Genomic DNA, 20366 nt, shown 5'->3' on the forward strand with positions numbered 1-20366 from the left:
TTATTATATATTAAATAATACCTAAAATTCCTTATATATTATAAAATTGATTTAATTATATATCCTATACTAACTTTAAAAGGTCATTAATAAATTTAATCTATTAATGACCTAAAATGTTTAAAATTGCTTAATGTTCATATAAAATTTTACCATCTACCATAGTCATAATAACTTTAGTATCTTTAATTTCCTCTACTGGCCCTTGAACAAAATCACGATCTACTACTACTAAATCCGCTAAATTCCCTACTTCAATTGATCCTCTTATATCCTCTTCATGAGAGAAAAAGGCAGAATTCTTTGTCCACATAATTAAGGCCTGTACAGGCGTTATTCTCTCCTCTGCTCCCCATAAGTTACCTTCTGAATCAAGACGTGTTACTGCTGACCACATTCCCAAAAATGGATTAAAAGGAACTACAGGACAATCTGAACTTCCACCTGCTACAATACCATTATCAAAGTATGTTTTGCATGGTATATTCTGATGTGCCATTTCTTCATGTAATACCGGTGCCTCCCCTAACAAATGAAGCATAGTTGGTTGTAAGGCTACCCCTACATTTAATTCTTTCATAGTTTCCAATTGTTCCTTAACTGGCCAAGGATGATGGATAAGATAATGCCTTTTATCTTGTATAGGACTTATTTTATGTCCTTCCTTAAATCCTTCTAATGCCACATCTGCTGCCGCATTACCAACAGTATGTATTCCAACTTGCCATCCTAACTTATGAGATTTAACTACCATTTCTTTAAGTTCATCTTCTACAACAGTAGTAAATCCTCGAGTTGATGGATCTAACTTATAAGGTTTTCTCATAAATGCAGTTTTACTTGCTGGAATACCATCCAATGTTATTTTTACTGCATTTAACTTAAGCATATCATTACCAAACCCTGTTGTAGTTGAAGCTTCATCTAACCTTCTTAGATGATCTTTAACTGATCCTACAGCTGTATCTAGATAATACATTAAACGTGCCCTATATTTTAATTTTTCATCTTTATACGCCTTGAAATATGCACGCATTTGTTCAACACTTAAGTTAGCATCAATTACACCAACAATACCTTGTGATATTAACTCTTGTCCTATTACATTAATTGCTTCTACTAATTCTTCACTTGTAAGTGGTGGTATTACTTTTTGTACTAATCCCATAGCTGCATTTTCATATAATAGTCCATTAGGTTCTCCATTTTCATATCTTCCAATTACTCCACCCTCTGGATCTGGAGTATCTTTTGTAATTCCAGCTAATTCTAAAGCTTTAGTATTTACAACTGCTACATGATAACAAAGTCTCATAAGAAAAACTGGATTATTTGGTGATACTTTATCTAAATCCTCACGAGTTGGGAATCTATCATCTTTCCAAACAGTGTTATTCCAACATTGTCCATTAACCCATTCTCCATCTTTTGTTACATCTACCTTTTCTTTTAATAGTTTTAAAACCTCATCTAATGAATTAGTACCTCTTAATTCTACGTTCATCATATTTATTCCAGCAAAAAAAGCATGCATATGACTATCAATCATTCCTGGGATTACAACTTTTCCATTTAGATCAATGACTCTAGTATTTTCACCTTTATACTTATTAATATCATTTGTATTGGTAACTTCAATAATTTTTCCATCTTTAATTGCAACAACACCCTTATCTAAAATAGGGAATTGAGTTTTTCCTTTCTTAATTTCATCAATAGTAATAGCTACTGTATATATTTTCCCATTAATTAAAATAATATCTGCATATGGATTCCATGTTTTAGAAATATTCATTTTTAAGTTTGTCCCCCTTAATATGTTAAACCTACTTTATAACTCTTTTATAACATTATCTATGAGAACTTTCAATATATTCATACAATGCTTTACAATTAATTCACTGTATTACACTATTTTTTCTAAAATATGTATTTAATTTCAAATTTCTTTAATTCTATGCATTATAGAAATAAAAACTATGGCTAGGAACCATAGTTTTTATTTTACTTAGAATTTATTTCAACTTATTTACATATAATTTTCTATCAAGAATATCGATTAAGGTATATGCCATACAATCCATTCCAAAATTGAAATTATAATTTATTTTATCCTCTTCACTAATTTCTTCTATATTATTGACATAATTATATTTTTTGTCTAATTCCGCTATATTACTATGTGATTGTTTTATTACTTTTTTCAACCATTTTTTTAATACTTGCTTTTCATTCTTACCTATCCCCATATTGCTACCAGTACTTTTAAGTAAACTTTTAAAATCATTGATTACTTCTTTATATCCTTCATTATAAACAATTAACCATTTCTCATTATTTGCTTTTGCCTCTTCACTCTCTTCTGAATGTATAACTTCAATTCTTCTACATTGTTCTAGTATGAAACTTTTTTTCATATTATAGTCCCCCGTCACTTTAATCATTTCAATTACTTTAGTAATATTTATATCGTTTATCACGTCCATATACTTTACTACATATATGTCTAAAACAGTTAATATATTTACAATATTCTAGATTATTTTCATATATATTTATTATAATTTCTTATTTATCTTGGATATTTTCCATTAAAACATCCTAAACAAAATCCATATTTTTTCTTATTAAAAATACTAATTAATCTATCTATACTTAAATATCTAAGACTATCCACACCTAAAAACTCTTTAATTTCTTCTACCGACTTATTAGCACCTATAAGTTCTCCTCTATTGTGTGTTGAAATACCAAAATAACAAGGATATTTTATAATTGGAGATGCTACTCTAAAATGCACCTCTTTAGCACCAGCTTTTCTTATACTATCCACTAAATATTTACTTGTATTTCCTCTTACTATAGAATCATCAACTACAATTACTCTTTTTCCTTTAACAATACTCTTTAAAGGATTTAACTTAAGAGCAACTTTTTTCTGTCGCATACATTGAGAAGGAACTATAAATGTTCTGCCAACATATTTATTTTTTACAAACCCTACCTTAAAGGGTATACCTGAAGCTTCTGCATATCCTTCTGCTGCTGGTATACCTGAATCTGGAACACCAAGTACAACATCTGCATCAATTTTTTCTTCTTCATAAAGTTTCTTACCAGCCATAACTCTTGATTCATAAACACTAAATCCATCTATTATACTATCTGGTCTTGCAAAATATATATATTCAAAAATACAAGTATTACATTGAAAATTTTGTTTTAATTTTATAGATTTAAATCCATTTTCATTTATTACAATCATTTCCCCAGGTTCTACATCCCTTATAAATTCAGCTCCTAAACTTTCAAATGCACAACTCTCAGATGACAAAATATAATCTTCCCCAAGCTTTCCCATACACAGAGGTCTTATGCCATGTGGATCTCTAACCCCTATTAATTTATTTTCTATAACAAATGCCAAAGAATAGGAACCTTTTACTAATTTTAAAGCTTCTAATATTGCCTCTTCTAAGTTCTTATTTTCTTGATTCATTTCAACTAATTTTAAAATCACTTCTGAATCTATACTTGTTTCAAATTTATATTTCTTATTTTGTAAACACTTTCTTAGTTCCCTTGCATTTTTTAAATTTCCATTATGGCCCATGGCAATAATATTATTTTTAAATTTTCCTAGAATAGGTTGAGCATTTATTTTTTCACTTAAACCTGTTGTAGAATATCTTACATGTCCTATTCCAACATTTCCATTTAAAGACTGTAAGGTTTTATCATTGAATACATTACACACTAATCCCATATCTTTATAGTACTTTAAGCTTTTTTCTTTACATACTGCAATTCCAGCACTTTCTTCTCCTCTATGTTGAAGAGCACATAACCCATAATAAATCATAGTTGCCACATTAAAATTTTTGTTTGAATATACTCCAAATATTCCACATTCTTCTTTCAATTTGTCTTCTTGAAGCATTTTTCTAATCTCCTCCATTAAAAGTAAAAAGTCATTGATATTTTAAGCATCAACGACTTTTTACTTCTACAAGAATATTATTTGTCCTTAAATATGTCTACAGCCTCTCCCTTTAAAACTTTATTCATACTTCTAACCGCACACATTTTTCCACACATTGTACAACTATCTGAACACTCTGGCATTGATTCTTTTCTATATCTCCTTGGTTTTTCATCTTCTATAGCAAGTTCAAACATTTTATCCCAATCTAGGTCTGCTCTAGCTTTACCCATAGCATTATCCCATTCCCTTGCACCTTTAACACCTTTAACCAAATCACCAGCATGAGCTGCTATTTTAGTCGCTACAATTCCTTCCTTCATATCATCAAGATTAGGTAATCTTAAATGCTCTGCTGGAGTAACATAACATAAGAAATCTACACCATATGCTGATGCTATGGCTCCCCCAATAGCTGATGTTATATGATCATATCCTGGTGCAACATCTGTTACTAATGGTCCTAGAACATAAAATGGAGCACCATGACAAAGTTTTTTCTCTAATTCCACATTAGCTCTGATCTCATCTAATGACATATGTCCTGGCCCTTCTATTATAACTTGTACATTATGCTCCCAAGCTCTTTTAGTTAATTCTCCCAAAGTTATAAGTTCTTTTATTTGGATAGCATCTGTAGAATCTTTTAAACAACCAGGTCTACATCCATCTCCAATACTTAAAGTAACATCATATTTTTCACATATATCAAGCAACCTATCAAAATACTCATAGAAAGGATTTTCCGCTTTATTAATTTCCATCCATGCAAATAAAAGTGATCCACCCCTAGATACTATGTTAGTAAGTCTTTTATTTCTTTTAAATGTTTCTGCAACTTCTCTATTTAATCCAACATGAATTGTTAAAAAATCCACCCCATCTTGTGCATGTTTTTCAACAACTCTAAAAAATTCATCTACTGTAATTTCATCTATTTCCTTATCATAAAAACCTATAGCATCATAAATTGGAACAGTTCCTATCATTGCAGATGAAGATTCTACTAATCTTTTTCTGAACTCTTCTGTTTTCCCATAATTTGAAAGATCCATAATTGCTTCGGTTTTCATTTCAATTGCTTTTTTAACTTTTTCCATCTCTTTGTCTATTGATGGACAATCTTTTGAAATTCCTAAATTTACATTTATTTTTGTCTTTAATCCTTTTCCAACACCTTCTGGACTTAATGACTTGTGATTTTTATTAGCAGGTATAGCAACTTGCCCTGTTGCTACTAATTCTCTTAACACCTCTACATCCATATTCTCTTTTTCGGCAACAACTTTCATTTCTTTTGTTACTATTTTTTTCTTGGCTGCATCCATTTGAGTTGTATAATTCATTATTAATCCTCCCTAAATATATATAGTTAAACTTAAACTGGGTGACCTATACTGAGACTACAATTCTAACTTTTGGGTTTACTGCTAAAGATATTGGTCTTTCATTTTCTTAAATTACTTTGCCATTGCAAAATTATTATTTTTCTAAAAATAATTTTGTATCTAGCTTTCTTAAATGCATCTTTAATTCTTTAACAATAAGTCTATCAATCTCTATGCTTTTTATTTTGCATACAAGTATTTTTTAATAAGCTAAAATTTCATAAAATCTTTAAAAGTTAATATAAAATCATTAATTATAAGATATATAAAACTGCATAAAAAAAGACTTGCTCAAGGCAAGTCTTTTATACATAAACTTATTAATTAGTAAACTTATTAATTAGTAAACTTATTTAAAGTAAACATATATGCTTCCCTACGTTGGTACTAACCAAATCAGGTTCATAGAGTTAGATTTCTCCTCTCAGCCATAACGGCACCTCTAGCATTTTTTTATTAAATTACCTATATTATACTACAATTTAATCATATGTAAAATAGGAAAGCTTTGCAATGAATATTTATTTTTACCTTAATTAATATAAATATAAAAATATCCCATGGAATAAACCTTTTAAGGTTGTATCCCATAGGATATTTATTAACTATATATTTTACTCTTCATCAATTGATGTTGCAGGATATAGTGTTGTTCCCCATATAGAAAATGTTCTTTTTTTAACTAATGGAATATTTTTAACATCCACTATAGTTCTCCACCATTCCCACGCAAGACCTGTACATTCTCTAATTTTAACACATACATTTCTTGCATTTCCTTTTAACTGGATTTCTGTATTAAAAGGTGATGTTCTATCTTTATAATTTCCTTCCCATGTTTTATGTTCAAGTATTTCTTTTCCATTTTTATCATACTTAACTTCATCCCATGAAATATCAAATTGTGCAACATATCCCCCTTTATGAACAAGAGCAATTTTACTATTAGTATATTCTGTAGATGTAGTCTCTACATAATCTGTTTTATTCTTTATTGTAGCTACTGCATTATTCTTTAAAAATGTAGTTGTATATGCAATTGGATATCCTGGATTTTTAGGTCCATATACTGCATTATTTTTTATTACTTCTCTTATTTCATCAAAGTTTTTAGTAACTACCTTATTGTGCTGTTCTGCACCACCACCTAATACTGTAGCTGTAAATGAACTTTGATTTAATATATCTTTATATTCTGCATTTCCATGTATATCTTGCTTATTAATTAATGCTTTAAATGCCGCCTTTACATTTGAACTTTTAGATGTTGTCTCAAGTTTTACATAAATTGTTCTTCCATATTGAACGCTTGATACATATGCTGGTGGGTTATCTTTATTAACACCTCTTACTTTTAAATCCTTAAACATTACATTGTCTGCAAATAAATCAGATGGTTTATTGGGAGCATCCACATTTACTGTATAAAAAATTTGCTTATATGCAATAAGCATAACCTTTTTTTGTCCCTTAAAAATAGCATCAAAATCTATGTTTAATTCCTTATTTAACTGTTTTAAATTACATCCAAAGGCCGTAGATATTTGTGACTTACTATATACCATAGAATCAGAATAACTAACCCTTGTTGGAATAGTGTATTTTTTACTATACTTTGTGTTCCAAGTATCTAATAGAGAATTAACTGCTGACTTTACAGATGAATATGTAGGATTTTTAACATTTTTTATTCCATCTTTACTCATTCCCGGTAGATCAACACTTATTCTAATTGGTTTTCTATTACAAGAAATTATATCTGGTTTATTTTCTATAAGATTTCTATTTGCAAGTTGAATTGCTCCAGGATAAGTTCTATCATTCATAGAATCTATAACAGCTATATCTGCTGTAGAATCTGAAATACTTTTTTTCTCCCTTTTAACTACAATATATTTATCTGGATTCTCGAATCCTTCTGCTGGTCTAAAATTTTCTATTTTTTCTCCATTTGAAGATAATATTTTAACAGGATCATATTCTAAACTATATATATTTTCATCTATATCATTATAATTTTGTTCACCTGACATCATAGGATTCATTACCATTAGATTATAATATTGATTTGACTCATCTAGACTTGTGTATTTATTATTTGTGGCAACATATTTTTTTTCTTTACTAACTACATTTACTTTTTTTACTCTATTTAAATTTTCTTTTGTTCTTTGTTTACTTACAGCACTTTGTTTTTTTGGTAAATTAATATTCTCCTTAGTTCTATTTTCTTTTTCTACCTTATTATTTACCATTTCCTTATTTTTCTTATCTAACTTTGTATCACTGTTATGTTCAACAACTACTTTGTTGTTTTTGTTAAGCAATTTCGTATTATTATTATTATTGTTATGAATCCTCATGGTATACAAAATTCCTAAAATTCCAATAATAGCTATAGATACTATTATATTTCGTTTAGATTTACTATTATTCATTTTACTCCTCCTTGGTATTTATAAACTTTAAACAGAATAACAAATGCTTATTAACAATTTATTAATCTTATATTCACAAAAAGTATACATTATTCTACATTTTTTTGCAATATATTTATATTTTTTTAATATAACTAAATTTTTTATGTATATCTAAACACTATTAATTTTTCTGGTTCTTTGTGATTCTTGTATAATTTTTTACTAAATAAAAAAAGGAAAATGTTTCTTTACATTTTCCTTTTTAAGCATACATACTTAAATTTATATCTATTATAAAATTGTTATTATGTCATATATAAGATTTTTTCTAACTATTTATCATTCATTAATCCACAAAAATTTCTTTGATTATTTTGATATTTTTGTACTTTATTTGAAGGTTTTTCACCTTTGGTATACTCTTCCTGTACACTCTTAACGCCTTCCATAAGTAAGTTTCCTAATTGTGGATCAACTTCCTTAGCAACTTTTAAAGCAGCCATCCCTGCCTGTGCTAATATACTCTGTGCTTGTTGTTTATTTTGGGCACTTTTTACTTTTCTTTCTAGTTCCTCTTTTTCTTGCTTAGCCATTTGTGCCTTTCTAAGCATTTCTGGATCATTTTGTCTTATAAATTCCATCTCTTCTTGTGTTAAACTCTCTCCACGTGCAATCTTTTTAGCAATTTTTTCAACACTTGACTTTTTTTCAAATCCTTTTGCTACATCTTGTTGATAAAGTACTTTATCCAATATAGGATTTTCTTTTCTAGCTTTAAGAAGTTTTTCTTCTTCTTCTCTAGTCTTAACCTTTTTGTTACTTAAATTAATCATATTAAAAAAATTATTAGTACCTTGAATCCTCATTTTATTAGCCTTCCTTCATATATAAATTTCAAAAATAAATTATCTCTTTACTTTATATCGTGCTTTTTTTACAAAGCTAAATATTAGTAAAAGGTGATTTATATATGTTCTTTATATAATATATCATTACGATATAGTTACCTTTTAAATTACTTAATGTTATAATTATAATTATTTAGAACATATACATAGTAAGGAGTTTATTATGAAAAAATTAATCAAGGTTGTTGGTGCTATTATAGAAAATGAAAATAAAGAAATCTTATGTGCTCTTCGTTCACCTAAGATGAGTATACCTAATCATTGGGAATTTCCTGGTGGAAAAATAGAAGAAAATGAAACTTTAAAACAAGCTATAGAAAGAGAAATAAAAGAAGAATTAAATTGTACTGTTAACTTTATTGATATATTCAATGACGATACTTACGAATACGATAACTTTATAGTAAATCTAATTACTCTTAAATGTAAACTTGTAGATGATACTCCTACTGCTAGTGAACATTCAAAATTATTATGGCTACATAGAGAAAACTTATCTTCATTAAAATGGGCACCAGCTGATATTTCAACTGTAAAAAAATTAATGTTAGAAAAGGTATAGTAAAAAAAACTATACCTTTTCTATAAATTCTGTATACAATGCGTACGGAACTTTATTTTCTAATTTAATTATTGTAGTAATAGGTTTTTCACCATAGTATTTATTAACATCACCTTTTCCTATATAAATATAGGGCTGAACAACTCCATCAATACTTTTATATTTCCTTATAAAAATATGTAATCTAATCCCTCGTGTCTTATTAAATATAATGTTTTTACCTCGCTCTGAACTTTGAGAAGTATTATTGGGACTTTGCCATTGAAAATTTTCTCTATCTATAAATTTATCTTTATAGTTTATACTCTCCTTAATACTTTCTTCTTTATGGAGATCAATAAATAAAAAATAATCTCTATCATTAGAAAGTAACCCACTTCCCCTAAAAGAACTATGAGTTTTTGTATAATTTGATAATAATGCTGCATCAATCATTTGATACTGTTCATATAATTTGAAAAAAGGAACACCATAATATTCTTCTTTAAATTCTTTCTCATATCTCATAATTCCATAATTAATAACATCCTCAATGTATTTTCTATATTTATGGTTTTCTATAAGCTCTTTAAATTCCTTTGTCACTTCCAACTCTTCATCTTTTAATAAAAAACAATTTATATTATTTTTTCTCTGTGCCGAATCATCATACGCTCTATTTAAAACATTAAAAGAATGTTTTATACTCTCTTTACCTACAAAACTAATTCTTTTTAAAATTTCTTTTTTAGTTTGATCACTATCTATTTTATAATTATGTATTAAATATTTTATAATACTAAATTCATAAACTCTTTTTAAGGGTAACTTACTTGAAAATTCTTTAAGGACCTTATAAAATTTTTCATTCTTTAATAATTCATTTAATTCATGATCTTTTTCTAACTTAGCAACAAAACTCAAATAAGTTTTTTCTTTATTTAAAAATTTTAAAGGATCAGGTGCTCCATCATATTTCATATAATCCATTAAAAAGCTAGGAACCCTACCTCCATTTAATTTCTTAAACTCTAGATACTCTTCCTTTAAATATTTCATTGAATTAAAATTTTCTTCATTTAGCTGTTCTAATATTCTTTCTTGAGCTATTCTATCCATCTGGATATTTGTGCATCCTGGTATGTTTTGAAATTGATTAGCTACTGCTACCTTCAAACTATCTTTATCATAGTACTTTCTTCCATTTAACGCCAAAGCTATTAAAAAAGCTTTTTTATGATTTCCTATAAAATCTAGTACAGTTAAAAAGGATTTATTCTTATATTTCCTTAGTCCTCTTCCTAATTGCTGAATAAATATTATAGGTGAACTTGTAGGCCTTAACATTAGAACCTGATTAATTTCAGGAATATCTACACCTTCATTAAAAATATCTACTGTAAATATAACCTCTAACTGATTATCATCTGATGCTAATTTTTTAATATATTCATCTCTTTCCTTTGATGAATTTTCTCCTGTTAAATAAATACTAGTTATACCTCTTTTATTAAACTCCTCCGACATATACTTAGCATGTTCTATACTTACGCAAAATCCAATACACTTTCTTCTCTCTCCATCATAGCCATAAAAATTCATCTTATCTATTATAAAATCTACTCTTCTATTAACTTTTAGCCTTTTAGTTACCTCAGAGATATCTTCAATATCCACATCACTTAAATCAATACCCTCAATATCTGTTATACCAAAATAATGAAATGGCACTATAAGCTCTTCTTCCAAGGCCTCACTTAGTCTTATTTCTAAAGCTAAATTATTTCCAAATACATCAAATATGTTTTCACTATCACATCTTTCTGGTGTTGCAGTCATTCCTAAAAGAAATTTAGGTTTAAAATAATCTAATACTCTTTTATACGAATCACCAGCTACGTGATGTGCCTCATCTATAATAATATATTCAAACTCATCTTGATTAAAATTACTTAAATTATTATTCATAGATTGAATAGTTGAAAATAAATAATCCGCATCTATTTCCTTTCTAGTACCTGTTAACAAACCTGTAGTTTTCATTTTATTCTTAACAAGCTTTCTAAAAGTTCTCTCTGCACCTTTTAAAATTTCTTCTCTATGTACTAAAAAAAGCATTTTTCTAGGTTTATAATTAGCAACATCAAAAGCAGACATATATGTTTTACCTGTACCTGTGGCAGCTACAACTAAAGCTTTATCTTCTCCTAAACCCCTTATGTTATTTAAATTATTAATTGCTCTCCTTTGCATACAATTAGGCTTTATTATTTCATAAGCATCAAACTGAATAGATTTTTTTGTTTCCATACTCTTAATTTCTTCTATAAACTTATTATACTTTTCTAAAAATTCATTATCTACAAAAGCTGTTGTATTCCATAATTTTAAATATTCTTCAATAACATTATAAGTAAATTTATTGTCTTTTTTAGATACTACTTTAACATTCCATTCTATATTACTTTTCAAAGCTCTTTGTGTTATATTAGAAGATCCTATTATTATTTTATATTCATTTTTATTTTCAAAAATATATGCCTTAGTATGGAATCCTTTTTCTTTATCTGCTATAAATATCTTTAATTCTATATTTGTAAACTCTTTAATTCTTTTTAAGGCCTTTGGCTCCGTAAAATTTAAATAAGTTGATGTTATTATTTTTCCCTTAATATTTTTTTCTTCTAATTGTTTAAAACTATCTAATAAAAGTTGCAATCCACTAAAGTTAATAAATGCAACACTAAAATAAAACTTTTCACATTCCTCTAAACATTTCTTTAGTTCATTTAATAGATTACCTTTATCTGAGTTAGTTATTAATGTATTATTTATTAGATAATTCTCTTCTTGTATTTCTTTGTTACTAATATTATTAATTTCATATACTTTATTATATTTTATTTCTTCATTTTCTTTATGTTGAATATTACTTAACTGTTCTATATTCGATAACATAATTATCCCCTTTTTATTTCACTATATAATTTATTCTAACAAATTACTAAGACCTATAACAAGGACTTAAATAAATTTTTCTATCCTAACTGATATTAGACATAGTATATATTTAATGTTACAATTATAAAATAATTAAGGTAATTTTTAGTATTTAAATGGGAGGGTTGTATATGGAGCTTGGAGTAATACATCAAAAAAATAATAAATATGCCTTACGCATTCTTGGAAAATGTGGAGTTTTTTCTGCTGAAGACTTTAAAAATTTATCTGAATTAGCATCTCAATATGGAAATGGAAAACTTACTGCTACAAGTAGAGGAACTATTGAAATCAATGGAATATCTGAAGAAAATATTTCCTTAGCATATGCTAAATCAAAAGAGTTAGGTCTACTTCCTTATGGAACTGGTAAAATAGTACGTGCAGTAGTCGCATGTAAAGGTTCGGAATGTACAAAAGGATTTTTTGATGTTCATAAAGTTGCCTGTAATATTGAAAATGAATTTCTTGGAATTCCTGTGCCAAAAAAATTTAAGATTGGGGTCTTTGGTTGTCCAAATAGTTTAGGAAAAGCTCAATCACAAGATGTAGGAATTCTTCCTTGTTTTTCTCAAAAAGGTAAATTTACTATATATATAGGTGGAATGATGGGTAAGTCTCCTTCATTAGGTTTTAAACTAAACCATGCCATTTCTGAAGAAAACTTAATTCCTGCAATCAAAATTATTTTAGATTTTTATTGTAATAATGGAAACACTGGTGAACGTTTTGGTGCAACATTAAAAAGATTATCACCAACTCTTGAAGAAAATATAAATAATGCTATAGCTTCACTAAAATAACTTTATACGATATATTCAAAATACTTACTTATATTTATAAAACTAATAGCAAAAAATTTAAAGCGGTAAATGCTATATAATGTTATTAGCCATTTACCGCTTTTATAAATTTATTCTTTTTCTTTTAACACAACATTTAATATTAACGCTACAATGGTACCTGTTGAAATTCCTGATGAAAAAATCATTTTTAATGATTCTGGCAACCTTCCTATAAATTCTGGTCTAAATGTAACTCCTAAACCTAACCCTATAGATGTTGCAATAATTAACATATTACGATTACTTAACTTTACTGTACTTAAAGTTTTAATTCCAGCTGCAGCTACAGTTCCGAACATAACTATTCCAACTCCACCTAATACTGGCTGAGGCATAATATTAATAAGTGCTGCGAACTTAGGTAATAGTCCTAATATAACTAATAATATTCCTGCCATAATGGTTACATATCTACTAGCAACTTTAGTAAGTGGAATCAATCCTATATTTTGACTAAAACATGTATTAGGTAATGCCCCAAAGACTCCTGCAAGTAAGCTTCCTACCCCATCTGCTAAAACTCCAGATGCTATACACTTTTCAGTAGATTCAACTTTTGAAACTTCTGTTATTGCTTTAAGACATCCTACTGTTCCAATAATAGTTACAAAATATGCTGGAATAAATGGTAATAAAGTTTCCATACTAAATTTAACATCTAAAGCCCAAATTTTCGGGAATGCTATCCAACTTGCTTCTTTTACTGTTGTAAAATCCACCATTCCAAGTGGAATACAGATTATATATCCAAGAACCATTCCTATTAAAATTGAAGCACTACTAACTAAGCCTTTTCCGTAATGATTTAGCATTAATGTAATCATCATTATAAATAAAGCTATTAGAATGTTTTTTAATGATCCATAATTAACAGCACCGACACCTCCAGCAGCCCAATCAATAGATACTGGTAATAAAGTTAATCCTATTAAACTTACAACAGTTCCTGTTACAATTGGTGGAAATAATTTCATTAAGGGTTTTATAAAAAAACTTAAAATTATTTCTAAAATAGCTCCAAAAATAGTAGCACCTAAAATTCCTACTAATCCAAATTTACTTCCGATTGAAATTGATGGTGCAACAAATGTAAAATCAGTTCCCATAATACATGCAACTCGTGATCCTATAGGCCCTACCCCTTTGGATTGAATAAAAGTAGCAACTCCAGCAGCTAAAATTGTACTACTTATTAATAAAGTTGAAGTTTTTACATCAAATTTTAATGCTGCTGAAACTACAATAGGTACCACAATTATTCCACCAAAGGCAGCAAAAATATGTTGTAGTGCCAATAAAATTTGTATTAATATTTTAGGTTTATCACTAATTCCATACATTAGTTCAATATCTTTTTGATTTTTATCCATTATACCACTATCCTTTCTTATCTTTAATACTCGTCCTAAAATTGATAGGCATATGGTAATAAGGGTAGTTTAGTATAAATAAAGAACACCCCAAATTTAATTGAGGTGTTTGTCTCTAAAGCAAATAAAAAAAATTATTCACTAAACATACAATACCCCGTAGTCTACTAATTTATGGTTAGTAGGTAGAAACTTTCGGTCCATATTACCGACGCTATACGAGTTTTTATATGTTATTATAACATACTTTTTTATTATTGCTAGTCCAATTTTATCATTTTTTATATAATTAATTAGATTTTATTCTAATTCAATTCTGTTTGTATACCAACATCCATATATAATTCCTCCAACAAACATAATTATAGCTATTATAACCTGACTTGGCATAATAGAAACATTTTTTATAATACTATAATTTCCTTTGATTAACATAAGATTAGAGATGACTGGTAGTGGAAATGGTATAAACCCTCTCACATTTGGCTCACTTAAAAATATAAAACTAGCTATAAGTTGAACTGCTATATACATAACTGGAGTAGTAATTTTTTTACTTGCAAGTGCTATACATGCTGTTATAGTTCCCAATTAGGAATACCCATAAGTCTTCTATGAATATCTAGATTTTCTCTTGCTGTTAAATTTGGATAAAAACCTGGTGTTTCAATTATTGCTCCAATTCTCCCTAGTACAGCCCTATCCTTCATACTTTTCCCGAAAATCTCATATGACCCTTTTGTTGGGAATACAAGTCCCATTAACATTCTTAAGGTTGTAGTTTTTCCTGCTCCATTCCTACCTAAAAAACCATATATTTCTCCCTTTTTAATATTCATATTAACATTGTCTACTACAATATTAGAACCATACTGTTTTGTAAGATTATACGTCTTTAATATGTTATCCATTACCTTACCTCTTTTCATTACAAATTAAATATATCACTCCTTAAAATCTATTCTTTTTTAATAGAATTTAATTTATATATCAATTAAGGATTATTTCTTACTTTATATATAATAAGAAATAATCCTTAAATCACAAATACATAATTATTACAAATTTATTAAATCTTCTTTTAAACATTAAAACTTACATGTTAAATTATTTAATCTTTAAATTTAAGTATTACTAATAGGTAATCTTACTGTAAAAATGGTTTTTTCATAAGGTATACTTTCAACTTTAATATCACCATTCATATTTTCCACTAAACTTTTTACTATGCTAAGTCCTAAACCACTACCTTGAAATTTTCTATTTCTAGATTTCTCCACTGTATATAATCTATCAAAAATATACGGAATTTCATTTTTATTAATACCTTTTCCTCTATCCCAAATACTAATCTCTACCCAATTGCTATCTTTTATTAAGTCAATTCCTATTATATTTCCTTCATATCCATACTTTAAACTATTTGAAATTAGATTTGTTATAATCCTATTTGTACCCTTTTTATTGCCTAAAACAAAAATCTCTTCGTCACCTATATTTATCTGCGGAATTATATTTTTTTTATTTATCTCATTCATAAATGTAATTATATTCTGCCTTACAACTTCTGATATATTAAACCTTTCAATAATTATTTCTTTATCATCACATTCCAGCTTTGCCATTTGAAAGAATTCTTCCATAAGTTCTTTTAGTACATTACCTCTTTCTTTAATAATTTCAAGATATTCTTCATATTTTTCTTTTGAATTTAAATTATCCGAAAGAAGATCTACATATCCCATAAGTGCAGTAAGTGGTGTTCTTATATCATGTGAAATATTAGAAATCATTTTTTGATGTTGTTCCTTAAAATTTTTATTATCTATAGAAACTTCATGATATTTATCAAGAAATTTATTGATCTGTTTCACCAATTCTTTTTTATCGGTACTTAAATTACAAGATTTTACTCTTTCTCTTGAATCCTCTTTTATAATATTTTTTAATCTTTTAGTAATTATTTTAGTTTTTATTTTTTCGTTTAATAACAATAAAGCCACTATTATGTTAGTTATTATTAATATATAAATCATTATTTATTACCCACTAATTTATATCCTATACCCCAAACGGTTTCTATGAGTTTGGGATTATTAGAATCATCTTCTATTTTACTTCTAAGTCTTCTCATATGTACTGTTACTGTATTATAATCAGATAAAAATTCATCGCCCCATACACTGTCATATATTTGAATCTTAGTAAATACCCTATTAGGGTTTTCAAAGAAAAGCTTTAGTATTTTCATTTCCTTTGCAGTAAGTGTAAGTGCTTTTTTTCCTTTCGTAACAGTATAATTATCTATATCAAATTTTACATCTCCATATTGATATATACTGTTGGCTTTATCAAACTCAGTTTCATTATAATAAATTGCTCTTCTTATATTACACTTAACCCTAGCTATAAGTTCTGGTACAGAAAAAGGTTTTACGATATAATCATCAGCTCCCATCCCAAGCCCTATAATTTTATCACTATCTTCTCCTTTGGCAGAAAGAATTATAATAGGTACTTTACTTTTTTCCCTAATTCTTCTCATGGCCTCTACCCCATCCATAACTGGCATCATAATATCCATAATTATCATTTGGTATTCTTCTTGTTTAAATTTTTCTATACATTCAAAACCATTAAAAGCTTGTTCAACATCAAAACTTTCCTTTATCAAAGCTTCTTTTATCATATTATTTATATTTATATCATCTTCTACAATTAAAATCTTTAAACTCTTCATAATTCTATTATATAAACTAATACACTCGCTTAAAATTTTAGTTTATATTATTTTCCCCCTCCTTATAAAGCTTTAAAAATTTCTAAACCCACTGACTGAAAGATTTTAAAATCTCTATTAAAATGATTTCTCCCATAAAATATATAATAACCTCAAAAGAATAAGTTGTATACGAACATACAACTTATTCTTTTTCAAAAATGTTTATAAATTTCTCCCCCCATACATTCATCTTTTCTAATATTGGAATAAGTTCATTACCTAACTCTGTTAGGGAATATTCTACTTTAGGAGGAACTTGATTGTAACTTTTTCGATTAATTAAATTATTTTTTTCTAAGTCTCTTAGTTGTTGAGTTAACATTTTTTGACTTATACTAGGAATAATATTTTGAAACTCATTAAATCTAATTATTTTATAAATACCTAAATTCCATAAGATTAGAGATTTCCATTTTCCACTTATGACTTCTAGTGTAACTTCAATTTCTGATATGTAATTACTACAACTAACTTTATTTTTTCTATCTTTAGGCATATAATTTTAAGTTAATAAAATTATATATTTTATTAACTCTCCCCTTTCTATATTAAATCTATATTTATTATAACTTTTATAAGAGTTTAATAACTTTCAATATTATGATACTTTGTATATTAAAATTAGTCAATTTTTCATAACATTAAATTTATTTAATAGAACAAAGACTATATCTTAATTCATACCTTTATGTAAGTATAATACCTTAAAGTGCCTTCTTTTAATATAATAAGAAATTAGTATAATTATATGTGTGATGGATAATTTTAATAAAAGGAGTGTTTTAATAATAACAAAGTTAATGCCAAATTTAGCTAGTATAGTCTTTTGAAATGCTATTTATTCTCCCTTAGTTATTCAATTTAATGCTAAAAAATCCAGTAGATTTATGTTGATATCATAAAACGTTTATATTTGTTAGGAACTACAGAAGATTAGTTGGTAAATATTTTGATAAAACATATAAAAGACTTAAGAAGAAAGTTACAGTTACCAGCTTCATTAAAAGAATTTCAAATTTCACAAGACGAATTTACGAATAATCTAGATACTATTTCTAAAGAATCAGTATAAAATTCTTGTACTAGTACTAACCAAAGAGAAGTTCTTGTAAAAGAAATAAGACAATTATTTCAATGCATTTATGATATTAATTTTTAAAAAACTTTTTAGAATAAAATTACAAATTTTTTTTAGAAGGAGTTGAACGTTATGCTAGATGAAATAGCACATATTGGAATTACTGTTAATGATATGAGTCAAACTATAAAATTTTATAGAGATATATTAGGTCTAACATTAACTGGTGACATAATTATGGAAGGTCATAATGTAGAAATTTTAACTACTATAAAGAATTCTAAATTAAGAGTAGCTTATTTCAAAAGTGATAAACAATTAAAAGGTCCTAAGATAGAACTTATAGAGTTTGTTGGTTCAAGTAACAAAAATATTCCTATTAGACAACTAAATGACATTAACATTTCTGAAATTTGTTTTTATGTTAAAAATATTAATGAAGTTTATTGTAACTTAAAAAATAAAGGGGTACATTTTTTATCAGAACCTCAAACCTTTGATCTTACTGATCAAAATTTTGGAAAAAGTAAAGTAGTATACTTTAGAGATTGTAACAATATAATACTAGAACTTATTGAAATTTTATAAATTGTAATAAGTTAATAGTATTACATGATAACTTGCAATATATTTAAGTATTAGAAATTAATTAACATAAAAAAGATAATTTCTAACTTATTTAGAAATTATCTTTTTCACTTCTAGTTAATTATTATATTTTTAAGTATATAACATGACCTTAATTTATACTACTTTATTCATATAACAAAAAGTATTTTTAAGTTTTATATTAAATACCTTACATATTTTTCAATCCTTTAGTAATCTAAGTATTAGTTAATATTATTTTTAGAAATTATTATGCTTCTAAGATAACGCCCTTCTCCTTTTATATTATCAGGTACTGATACAAACTTTTGTTTTACTAAGTATTCATTTACATTTCCAAACACTTGATGCCATATTTCATTTGCTATCTCTTTTATATTTACGCCATGCTTTACAGATGTTAAGTTCCTTACATTAATCTCAAAATTATCAAAAGTTTCTTTTACTATTGGGAATATGGTTGTAAGTATCAAATCTGATATTTCTTTAATAATTGTAGATATTTCAAAATCATAAAACACAGGAACATTTACTGATAACATACTATTACTTATATTTATATCAATATATCCTAACTCCTTTAAAAATTGAGCCAAATTTTTTTCTTTTTCAGATAGCTCAACATATTTAACATCCTCTGTAAAAATATTATTCATTAAAGTTCCACATTCATATGAAATTTCTATATTTTTACTATCTAATATTCTATTATATGCTAAATTTACTTTTTCAAATGGAGTTGCTTCATTTACACTTTTTTGTATTAATCTAAAAAATCTAAACATATCTTTTCTAATACCATTTGAATCCCCAAAACTATTAAAGGTAACTCCATGACTTCTATAATTATTACTACTACATAAAATATTATTACTATATTTTTCTACCATATTATTATCTTCATATGCCACAATAATATAATCTCTATTATCAGGTTGAATTTTTGATACACAAAAAATGTTTTTTTCCTTAAAAAATTCAAAAGCAGTGCCATCAAAAATATAGTCACAAATAATATGATAAAGTATTCTTTCATAACCATATTGCTTAAAACATTTTAATTTAGATACTTTTTCATATAAAATATCACGTAACTTAATAATTTTATTACCAATCTCTTTTCCTATATTATTTATATAGCTTTCCAAATCAATTACATCTTCCTTTAAAAAAATAGGAAACTTAATTTTGTATTTATCATTTTTATTTTCTATTGCATTAATAAGTTTAAGATTATCTATTATATCTTTAACTTCTTCTTTATTTACACCTAATAGTTTAGTTATTTCCAACTGTGATATTGAAAATGGATCATTTTTTGCTATTAAATATACTATTTCAGATGCATATCTTTTGTTACAAACATAAGCCGGATTATAAACATCGTATTCTCCAATATCTCCAAAAAAATAAAAATTTAATTTTGCATTTTTCATCTTTTTA

At 26.7% G+C, this 20366-nt stretch carries 17 protein-coding genes, 1 pseudogene and 2 riboswitches; of the genes and pseudogenes, 4 read left to right on the forward strand and 14 right to left on the reverse strand.

Annotation, left to right across the window (positions count from 1 at the left end):
• Positions 1–130: 130 nt before the first annotated feature.
• From QOZ93_RS09735 to QOZ93_RS09760, 6 genes are all read right to left on the reverse strand, one after another.
• Entirely contained in the window at positions 131–1795 is a 1665-nt protein-coding gene (locus tag QOZ93_RS09735; RefSeq protein ID WP_307356094.1) for an amidohydrolase, read from the reverse strand.
• 220 nt (positions 1796–2015) lie between these two features.
• Positions 2016–2417 (reverse strand): transporter, encoded by a 402-nt coding sequence (locus QOZ93_RS09740; protein WP_307356095.1) that lies wholly within the window; start codon positions 2415–2417, stop codon positions 2016–2018.
• Between the two features lie 155 nt (positions 2418–2572).
• Entirely contained in the window at positions 2573–3940 is a 1368-nt protein-coding gene (purF, locus tag QOZ93_RS09745; protein ID WP_307356097.1) for an amidophosphoribosyltransferase, read from the reverse strand.
• Between the two features lie 77 nt (positions 3941–4017).
• Entirely contained in the window at positions 4018–5328 is a 1311-nt protein-coding gene (gene thiC / locus QOZ93_RS09750; protein ID WP_307356098.1) for a phosphomethylpyrimidine synthase ThiC, read from the reverse strand.
• Between the two features lie 398 nt (positions 5329–5726).
• A riboswitch (TPP riboswitch) is annotated at positions 5727–5824 on the reverse strand.
• Between the two features lie 160 nt (positions 5825–5984).
• Positions 5985–7421 carry a thiol-activated cytolysin family protein gene (locus tag QOZ93_RS09755; RefSeq protein ID WP_422723882.1) on the reverse strand — a complete coding sequence of 479 codons (1437 nt, stop codon included), beginning with the start codon at positions 7419–7421 and terminating at the stop codon, positions 5985–5987.
• Positions 7422–8122: 701 nt separating this feature from the next.
• Positions 8123–8656 carry a hypothetical protein gene (locus QOZ93_RS09760; protein WP_307356100.1) on the reverse strand — a complete coding sequence of 178 codons (534 nt, stop codon included), beginning with the start codon at positions 8654–8656 and terminating at the stop codon, positions 8123–8125.
• Between the two features lie 205 nt (positions 8657–8861).
• Here QOZ93_RS09760 and QOZ93_RS09765 point away from each other — a divergent pair, with 205 nt between their 5' ends.
• On the forward strand, positions 8862–9260 hold the full coding sequence (locus tag QOZ93_RS09765) for a (deoxy)nucleoside triphosphate pyrophosphohydrolase (protein WP_307356101.1): 399 nt from the start codon (positions 8862–8864) through the stop codon (positions 9258–9260).
• A 9-nt stretch (positions 9261–9269) separates the two neighbouring features.
• Here QOZ93_RS09765 and QOZ93_RS09770 read toward each other — a convergent pair whose 3' ends face one another.
• Complete coding sequence (locus QOZ93_RS09770; RefSeq protein ID WP_307356102.1) at positions 9270–12197, reverse strand: DEAD/DEAH box helicase; 2928 nt, start codon at positions 12195–12197, stop codon at positions 9270–9272.
• 173 nt (positions 12198–12370) lie between these two features.
• Here QOZ93_RS09770 and QOZ93_RS09775 point away from each other — a divergent pair, with 173 nt between their 5' ends.
• Positions 12371–13042, forward strand: coding sequence for a nitrite reductase (locus QOZ93_RS09775; protein WP_307356103.1), 672 nt, complete (start codon positions 12371–12373; stop codon positions 13040–13042).
• A gap of 110 nt (positions 13043–13152) precedes the next feature.
• On the opposite strand, the gene QOZ93_RS09780 is transcribed toward QOZ93_RS09775, so the two are convergent.
• The 6 genes and pseudogenes from QOZ93_RS09780 to QOZ93_RS09805 form a co-directional block, all read right to left on the reverse strand.
• Positions 13153–14454, reverse strand: a complete 1302-nt coding sequence (locus tag QOZ93_RS09780; protein ID WP_307356104.1) for a nucleobase:cation symporter-2 family protein — start codon at positions 14452–14454, stop codon at positions 13153–13155.
• A 140-nt stretch (positions 14455–14594) separates the two neighbouring features.
• Positions 14595–14696, reverse strand: a riboswitch (purine riboswitch).
• A gap of 58 nt (positions 14697–14754) precedes the next feature.
• Positions 14755–15045 (reverse strand): hypothetical protein, encoded by a 291-nt coding sequence (locus tag QOZ93_RS09785; RefSeq protein ID WP_307356105.1) that lies wholly within the window; start codon positions 15043–15045, stop codon positions 14755–14757.
• Positions 15039–15365: pseudogene (locus QOZ93_RS09790) on the reverse strand (ATP-binding cassette domain-containing protein); the annotation flags it as partial. The gene QOZ93_RS09785 and the pseudogene QOZ93_RS09790, both read right to left, overlap by 7 nt.
• A 213-nt stretch (positions 15366–15578) precedes the next feature.
• Positions 15579–16490, reverse strand: a complete 912-nt coding sequence (locus tag QOZ93_RS09795; protein ID WP_307356106.1) for a sensor histidine kinase — start codon at positions 16488–16490, stop codon at positions 15579–15581.
• Complete coding sequence (locus QOZ93_RS09800) at positions 16490–17194, reverse strand: response regulator transcription factor (RefSeq protein WP_307356107.1); 705 nt, start codon at positions 17192–17194, stop codon at positions 16490–16492. Before QOZ93_RS09800 ends, QOZ93_RS09795 begins: the two co-directional genes overlap by 1 nt.
• Before the next feature lie 184 nt (positions 17195–17378).
• Entirely contained in the window at positions 17379–17732 is a 354-nt protein-coding gene (locus QOZ93_RS09805; RefSeq protein ID WP_307356108.1) for a winged helix-turn-helix transcriptional regulator, read from the reverse strand.
• 453 nt (positions 17733–18185) lie between these two features.
• On the opposite strand from QOZ93_RS09805, the gene QOZ93_RS09810 reads away from it, so the two are divergent.
• Both QOZ93_RS09810 and QOZ93_RS09815 read left to right on the forward strand, forming a co-directional pair.
• Positions 18186–18308 (forward strand): hypothetical protein, encoded by a 123-nt coding sequence (locus QOZ93_RS09810; RefSeq protein ID WP_307356109.1) that lies wholly within the window; start codon positions 18186–18188, stop codon positions 18306–18308.
• Between the two features lie 138 nt (positions 18309–18446).
• On the forward strand, positions 18447–18902 hold the full coding sequence (locus tag QOZ93_RS09815) for a VOC family protein (RefSeq protein WP_307356110.1): 456 nt from the start codon (positions 18447–18449) through the stop codon (positions 18900–18902).
• Between the two features lie 245 nt (positions 18903–19147).
• Here QOZ93_RS09815 and QOZ93_RS09820 read toward each other — a convergent pair whose 3' ends face one another.
• Entirely contained in the window at positions 19148–20359 is a 1212-nt protein-coding gene (locus tag QOZ93_RS09820) for a hypothetical protein (RefSeq protein WP_307356111.1), read from the reverse strand.
• Positions 20360–20366: the final 7 nt, after the last annotated feature.

Origin of the sequence: Hathewaya limosa (assembly GCF_030815255.1) — a bacterium.
Taxonomy (GTDB): domain Bacteria; phylum Bacillota; class Clostridia; order Clostridiales; family Clostridiaceae; genus Hathewaya; species Hathewaya limosa.